We start from the raw sequence: 7,858 nt of genomic DNA on the forward strand, positions 1-7,858 counted from the left end.
AGCCGTCGCCTTGCTGAAGCCATAAAAAACCGACGCACAATGCATCGGTTTTTTTGTCTTGCCAGATCCGGTCAGACCTTGGACTTTTCCAGGTTCGCCAGAATCCGCGTATGAACCCGCATGCACACCGCCAGGTCCTCTTCATCCACGCCGATGAACAACTCCAGTCGCAGGGCGTTGGCGATGGTTTCGATCTGGTCGATCAGTGGCTTTGCCGGTGGGCAAAGGACGATCTTCTTCGCGCGGCGATCTTCCACCACCGCCTGACGCCGCACCAACCCCTGGGCTTCGAGGCTGTCGAGCAGCCGGGCCAGGGTCGGACCTTCAACCCCCACGCTCTGCGCCAACTCGCGCTGAGTCGGTGCTTCTTCGAAGCGGGCCAGGTGCAACAGCACAAGCCAGCGCGCCTGGGACAGGTTCAGGCCCGCCAGGCGGCGGTCCAGTTCGGCACGCCAGCCCCGGGACATATGGGCCAGTTGCATCCCGAAGCGGTGTTGATCGGTCAACGGCATAAAAAACTCATAATCAGAACTAATTATTAGCCAGCTAACCATGGCCGTTGCCCTTAGGCAAGGTTCATCTGGACGAGGCTTCACGGCAAACGTAAAAAATCATGACAGGCGCGCCGGTCACATCTCGAATTCGGACGCCAGTGCAGCACGTACGCAATACAGCACGCCTTCTGGCACCCGCGCGCCAAACAGCGGGCTGATCTCCGACACTGGCGGCAGTTCGCCCTCGCCATCGAGGAACGCGTCCTGCACTTCCGCCATCAGGTCTTCCGGCAGGTCCAGGGCTTGCTCCAACGACAGTTCCTGGCGACCGATGGCCTCGGCGAGCAGGCTGTAGACGTTCTTCTCGCTGCACTGCAACTGCCCGGCGATCTGTGCCGGGGTCATGCCGGCGCGGGCCAGGGTGACGAGTTCGTGGCGCAGATCGGCAACCACCGGAGGCGCCTCGGCTGCGCCGCCCAGCACTTCGAGGAAGGCCTGGCCATAACGCTCCAGCTTGCGCGCACCAACGCCGCTGACCTGGGCCATCTCGCTGAGGCTGGTCGGCTGGCTGCGGAGCATTTCCAGCAAGGTGGAATCGGGGAAGATCACGTAAGGCGGTACCCCGTGCTCCTCGGCCAGTTTGCGGCGCAGGGCGCGCAGGGCTTCCCACTGCTCGCGCTCCTCGCCGCGCACCAGTTGACTGGCCGGGCTGCCGCCGCTGCTGCTGGACTTGCTGCTGGTCTGCGGCTTGAGGTCGCGGCGCAGTTCCAGACTGACTTCGCCACGCAGCAACGGCCGGCAACTGTCGGACAGACGCAGGCCGCCATAACCCTCCAGATCGATATCGACCAGGCCGCGCGCCACCAACTGGCGGAACAGCGAACGCCATTCGCCCTCGGCGCGGGCCTTGCCGACGCCGTAGACCGCCAGCTTCTCGTGACCGAAGTTGCGTATTTTTTCGTTGTCCTTGCCCAGCAGCACATCCACCAGGTGCCCGACGCCATAACGCTGGCCGGTGCGATAGACCGCCGACAGCGCCTGACGCGCCGACTCGGTGGCATCCCAGGTCTGCACGCCGTCGACGCAGTTGTCGCAATGGCCGCAGGGCTGCGGCAGCTCCTCGTCGAAGTAACGCAGCAGGGCCTGGCGACGGCAGCGGGTTTCTTCGCAGAGGGCGAGCATGGCATCGAGCTTGTGCTGCTCGACGCGCTTGTGCCGCTCATCGCCCTCGGAGTTCTGCAGCATCTGCTTGAGCATCACCATGTCTTGCAGGCCGTACGCCATCCAGGCATCGGCGGGCAAACCGTCACGGCCGGCGCGACCGGTTTCCTGGTAATAGGCTTCCAGTGACTTGGGCAAGTCGAGGTGGGCGACGAAGCGCACGTTGGGTTTGTCGATACCCATGCCGAAGGCAATGGTTGCCACCATGATCAGCCCTTCCTCATTGAGGAAGCGGCGCTGGTTGGCGGCACGGGTCTCGGCCGGCAGCCCGGCGTGATACGGCAGCGCCGGGAAACCCTGGTCGCAGAGGAACGCGGCGACCTCATCGACCTTCTTGCGCGACAGGCAGTAAACGATCCCGGCGTTACCGCGGCGCTCGCCGAGGAACGCCAGCAACTGCTTGCGCGGCTGCTCCTTGGGTACGATGCGGTAGAAGATGTTCGGACGGTCGAAGCTGGAGAGAAAGCGCTCGGCGTCTTGCAGGTGCAGGCGGGTGACGATTTCTTCCCGTGTACGCATGTCCGCCGTGGCGGTCAGGGCGATGCGCGGCACATTGGGGAAGTACTCGGCCAACTGGCCCAGTTGCAGGTATTCGGGGCGGAAATCATGGCCCCATTGCGACACGCAGTGGGCCTCGTCGATGGCGAACAGGGCAATATCGAGTTCACGCAGGAAGTCCAGCATGCGCGGCTGCACCAGGCGTTCCGGCGCGAGATAGAGCATTTTCAGCTCACCGCGGCGGATCCGCCCGGCCAGTTCGCGCTGTTGCTCGGCGCTCAGGGTGGAGTTCAACGAGGCGGCGGCCACGCCCAGCTCGTCGAGGGTCGCGACCTGGTCTTCCATCAGCGCGATCAGCGGCGACACCACCACCGCCAGGCCATTGCGCAACAGCGCCGGAACCTGGAAGCACAGCGACTTGCCGCCGCCCGTGGGCATCAGCACCAACGCATCGCCGCCGTTGGCCACGCGTTCGATGATCGCCCCCTGGCGTCCCCGGAAGCTGTCGTAGCCGAAGATATCCTTGAGGACGCGCTGAGCCTGTTCGAGCATAACCACTCCAAAAATCGTGAAACCATCCGGCCACAGGCTGGATGAAAACCGTCCGCGACTCACGCAAAAATGCGCAAGCAGCTTTTACCGGGGAAATCCGCATCCACCGGAAAAAAGCCGGCAGTATACCCGAGCACCCAACGCCAAAGGGGGTTGCACGATAGACCGTCATCCTTTGCGTTGCAGGTGCTGCAAAATGCTAGAATTCAGCATCGTTATATTTCCAAGGTAGCCCCTAATGTCCTTCGCTGAGCAATTGACCCGCCTGCAAGCCTTCCTCGACGCCGACGAGCTGCACGAAGAGGCGCTGGACTACGTTGCCGCCCACGGCTACCTGACCGCGCTGTCGATCAGCGCCGAAGAGGTGACCGACCGTGAGTGGATCGACGCCCTGTTCGCCGAGGAACCTCACTACGCCAACGACGCACAGCGTGCCGAGATCGAAGCCACGCTGATCCAGCTCAAGGCCCACATCGCCCGCCAACTGGCCAGCGACGAGGAATTCGAGCTGCCATGCGACCTCGACCTGGGCGACGAGCCTGACGATTCCGACCTGCGTGGCTGGTGCATCGGTTTCATGGAAGGCGTCTTCCTGCGTGAGGAAGCCTGGTTCGAAAGCGCCGAGGAAGAAGTCAGCGAAATGCTCCTGCCGATCATGGTCGGTTCCGGCCTGTTCGATGAACAGCCGGAATTCGCCGACATCGCCAGCGACGCGAACCTGATGGACGACATGATCGTGCAGATTCCGGAAGCACTGACCGCGCTGTACCTGCTCTGCCACGCGCCAGACGAGAAGCCGGCCCTGCTCAAGCCACGCCATCACTGAGTTCGCGTTCGTGCGCTACCTGCTGCTGGCCATCGGCTGGCTCAGCGTCGCGCTGGGGGTGATTGGCATCTTCCTTCCGGTGTTGCCAACCACCCCCTTTCTTTTGCTCGCGGCCGCATGTTTCGCCCGCAGCTCCCCCCGCTTCCATGATTGGCTGGTGAATCACCCGCGCCTTGGCCCGTGGATCCGCGACTACCTCAGCGGCGAAGGCATTCCCCTCAAAGGCAAGGTCTACGCCATCGGCCTGATGTGGGCCAGCATCAGTTTCTCGTGTTACCTGGTGCCTTCGCCGTGGGCGCGTGGCTTCATGTTGACCAGTGCGGTGCTGGTGACGATCTACATCCTTCGACAGAAAACGCTGCGCCGGTCGCTTTGAAAAGGTGTGTATTGGGGCCGTTCGCGAGCAAGCTCGCTCCTACAGCTTCAGCATCGCCAGATCAAACGCCATCGCTGTCCATGCCCATTCGCTGGCAAGCCAGCCCCTACAAGGACAGCATCGCTTCAACGCCCCCAAGGATTATCACTCCCGGTATTCTGTGGAACAAAAAAGCGGGAGCGGCGCCGCATGCTGCGCCACTCCCGCGGTCCCCGCCCTTAAACCGTATCCACTTTCAACGAATGGTCATTGATCATGCCGTTGATGATGGTCGCCGTGTCCGCCCCCGCGGCGATCACCCCTCCCGCTCCCGCCGTCACCCCGTAATGCTGGGCCAGGTCGATCCCCGCAAGGTCGATGGTCTGGGTCGGCGCCGCCCCGGCCACCGAACTGACCTCGATGGTCGACACCACGCTTGCGCCGCTGCCGCTCACCTTGAAGTGCAGGTAGTCATCCAGCGAGGCCGACGTCGTGTTTTCGCCCTGGAGCAACTGCGACAGGTCCAGATGATCGGTGCCCGGGGTAAAGTCGGTCACCACATCGTGGCCGATATCGCCCTGCTGCCAGAGGAACGTGTCGCTGCCCGGCCCACCGGTGAGCGTGTCGTCCCCCCGCCCGCCAATCAGCACATCATCGCCGCCACCGCCGTTGAGCGTGTCATTGCCCAGGCCACCCTCCAGACGGTTCGCGCCACCATCACCGGTAAGGGTGTCGTTGTAGTCCGAGCCAATCAGGTTCTCGATCGAGACCAGCGTATCCAGCCCCGCACCAACCGTGTTCTGCTGGCCAGCGGTACTCAGGTTGACCGTCACGGCGCTCGTGGCGCTTGCGTAACTCGCCGTGTCGATTCCGGCCCCGCCGTCGAGCAGATCGTTACCAAGGCCGCCGATCAGCAAGTCATTGCCGTTGCCGCCGTACAGCGAGTCGTTGCCAGCGCCGCCCACCAACACATCATTGCCGTCTCCCCCGTTGAGGGTGTCGTTGCCGCTGCCGCCGAGCAGGGTGTCGGCATTGGCGGTGCCGGTCAGGGTGGAACTGTCCTGGTAGGTGATATCCAGCGCGCCGGTGGCGGTGCCGCCGTGACCGTCGCTGACGGTGTAGCTGCCGTTGTACTGCGGAGTGCTGTTGGCCGCGCCCGAATAATCGACGGTCATGGTCAACTGGTAGTTCTCGGCGTTGTTGACGCCGCTGCCGCTCGTGTTGGTGAGGTTGACCACATGAATGCTGTAGAGCCCGTCATGAGCGGCGACGAAGGAGCTGCCGTCAGCAATCGTCTGATAGCTGCCAGACGCGTCCTTCCATTCCATCAGTATGTTGCCGACAGGCCGGTCATGGTCGAGCTTGAGGCTCTCGCCCTGTTTCAGGGTGACCGTGATCACGTCTTGATCGTTGGCGTTGGCGGTCGTGACAGCCCCCAGATAGCCACTGACGATCAGCGCCGCGGTCATGGAGCCGCTGGTGCCGGTAAACGTGCTGCGGGCAATGTCCTTCAACTGGTTCGCCGGGCTGTCCCCGTTGCCCGTGAACGGAACGGTCGGCGTAGTACTTCCCACGGTGAAGTCGGCGCCCCGGGCGGCCCAGCCAGTATTGAAGGTGATCGGCGAGGCCGTCAGGCGGTCGTTGTTGGCATCGGTGTCATTGGCCAGCAAGGCCTCGGCCGGCACCGTGATATTGGCCGAGAGAATATTGGTGATGACGTGGTCGGCCCCCGCCACTGGCGCGGCGTTGGTGTAGACATTGATCACCAGGCTGGCATTGCTCAAGTCACCATCGTTATCGCTGACCACAAAGCCGACGTTCTCCACCTGACTGCTGCCAGTGTCCTTCGGCGGGGTGTAGGTGAAATCGCCGCTGTCCATGTTCACCACCAGCGAGCCACCCATTACCGTCTTGACAGTGATGCTGTTGGTCACGGTGTCGAAGGTTCCGCGATCAGTACCACTGGCGGCGTAGGAACCCTGGTTGGAATTGCCTTTCGGATCGTAGGTGTAGGTCGTGCCATCCACCACCAGCGACTTGATGAAGCCGCCATCGGCGCCGAAGTACCCACCGCTCATCAGGCTGCCGGTGATCGGCGCCCCCTGTACCGTGCCAGAGAGCACCGAATTCAACTGGTTGAGATCGGTCACCACAGTGGCATTGGTGTCGGTATGGGTGCTGCCGTCGTAGGCCAGCGGATTGAGGTTGCTGGCGTTGACCCCGCTGCCCAAGCCAATGGCGTAGGACTTGATCCCGTTGGCATCGAGGAAATTGGTCCAGGTAGTTTCCCGGGTGCCGGAAATGGCGTGCCCGGAGGTCGGCTCACCGTCGGAGAAGAAGTAGGTAATGTTCTGCGCACCTACAATTTTTCCGGCAGTGGTGTAGGCACTCTGCGCCGAGGTAGTAGCCGAGTCGTAGTAGGTCGAACCACCGGCGCTAAGGCCGTTGACGATGGTCTTGGCCTGGTCGACCGTGACCCACACCGCCGACTGCCCGGTGGCGCCGCTGGAGAAGGTGACGATCTGCACTTTCACATCGCCCAAGTCATCGTACTTGTCGAGCAATGCGGCAATGGCCTGCTTCGCCAGTTGCAGGCGGGTGAGTCCCGGTACGCCAGAGGCATCGTTCATGCTGCCCGACACGTCGATGACCAGCAGCAGGTTGGAGTCCACCTGCCCCGGCGTGACAGAGCGGGTTGCACCCACGGCCTTCGGCACATCGTCGACGATGTTGATCAGGATGGTACTGGTGGTGAAGTTGCCCAACGCATCCGTCGCCTTGTAGGTGAAGGATTCGGTCATCACGTTCGCGCCGTCGTTGGCACCACCCGGCGTTTTCGGTGCGGAGGTCAGGGTGTATTTGTAGGAACCGTCGGCATTGAGCTGGATCTGGCCGTAGGCGCCAGTCGAGCTTCCCATCAGGCTGTAAGAGATAGCGCCAGAGCCGCCCGACACCGACCCGACCAGAGTCCCACTGCCAGTTTCCGTGGTAGCAGCGGGATCGCTGCCGACCACAGTACCGGCGGCCAGATCCTGGCCATCCTTGATCAGGTCCAGGGCTTTTTCATACACCGTCACATCCTGGTCCTGACCTGCTATCAGCGCACAATCCTTCACATTGACGGTGAGGGTCGTGGTGCTTTCGTCACCGTCGGCATCACGGATGGTGTAAGTGAACACGTCCTGCGCACCGGCAGCGGCCACCGAGTTCGGATTGGCGTGATACACCGCATTCCCCGCGGCATCGAGGGTCAAGGTGCCGTAGGTGCCAGCGACATTGGTGTTCAGCGAGCCAATGGCCGATGTCGCGGTGTTGGAGCCGGCGCGGACACCCACCACCACATTGCTGCCTGGGTCATCGGCGCCCTTGGTGTCGTTGGTCAATACATTGCCGATCACCGTATCGCCCTCGATGACCGAGACCGCATCGGGACGAGCGGTTGGTACATCGTCGACGATGTTTACGTCGAGGCTGCCGCTGGTGGTGCTGCCATCGGTGTCCGTCGCGGTGACGGTGAAACTTTCGGTGAGGTTGTTGATGCCGCCAGCGTTTGGATGGGCTTCGTTGTCCAGCAGGGTGTAGCTGTAGGTCACCACGCCGGTACTGGCGTTGTAGCCGGTGACGGTCAGCGTATTCCCCAGCGGAGTCGTGGCGGTTTGTGGGAAACCGGCAGCCACGCCACCGCTGATGACATTGATACCGCCCACGCTCAGAGTCTGTAGACCGTCCGGTGCGGTAACAGTGAAGGTGCCGGTTTGGGTCAGCGCCGGTGTGTTCGGATTGCTGCCGTCGCTGAGGTTTTTCTCGTAGACCGTCAGTTCCCCACCCGCAACGTTAAGGCCGTTGAGGGTGACTGGGTCGTTGAGGTTCTTGATGTTGAGAACCAGATTGGCGGTGCTGGTGTCGCCGTCC

5 protein-coding genes are annotated in these 7,858 nt (G+C 62.5%); 2 read left to right on the plus strand and 3 right to left on the minus strand.

Annotated features, from left to right (window positions below; genetic code table 11):
• Window positions 1-71: 71 nt before the first annotated feature.
• On the minus strand, window positions 72-512 hold the full coding sequence (locus NTD88_RS21410; protein WP_095160068.1) for a MarR family transcriptional regulator: 441 nt from the start codon (window positions 510-512) through the stop codon (window positions 72-74).
• Window positions 513-629: 117 nt separating this feature from the next.
• A complete protein-coding gene (gene recQ, locus NTD88_RS21415) occupies window positions 630-2,765 on the minus strand; it encodes a DNA helicase RecQ (RefSeq protein ID WP_095160069.1) in 2,136 nt (711 codons plus the stop codon).
• A 238-nt stretch (window positions 2,766-3,003) separates the two neighbouring features.
• On the opposite strand from recQ, the gene NTD88_RS21420 reads away from it, so the two are divergent.
• On the plus strand, window positions 3,004-3,591 hold the full coding sequence (locus tag NTD88_RS21420) for a YecA family protein (protein WP_095160070.1): 588 nt from the start codon (window positions 3,004-3,006) through the stop codon (window positions 3,589-3,591).
• Entirely contained in the window at window positions 3,584-3,967 is a 384-nt protein-coding gene (locus tag NTD88_RS21425) for a YbaN family protein (protein WP_177454511.1), read from the plus strand. The genes NTD88_RS21420 and NTD88_RS21425 overlap by 8 nt, the downstream gene beginning before the upstream one ends.
• A 218-nt stretch (window positions 3,968-4,185) precedes the next feature.
• On the opposite strand, the gene NTD88_RS21430 is transcribed toward NTD88_RS21425, so the two are convergent.
• Window positions 4,186-7,858 (minus strand): beta strand repeat-containing protein (locus tag NTD88_RS21430; protein ID WP_262155667.1); only part of this gene is annotated, 3,673 nt, incomplete at its 5' end.

It is taken from the genome of Pseudomonas sp. 20P_3.2_Bac5, assembly GCF_025466035.1.
Lineage (GTDB): Bacteria > Pseudomonadota > Gammaproteobacteria > Pseudomonadales > Pseudomonadaceae > Aquipseudomonas.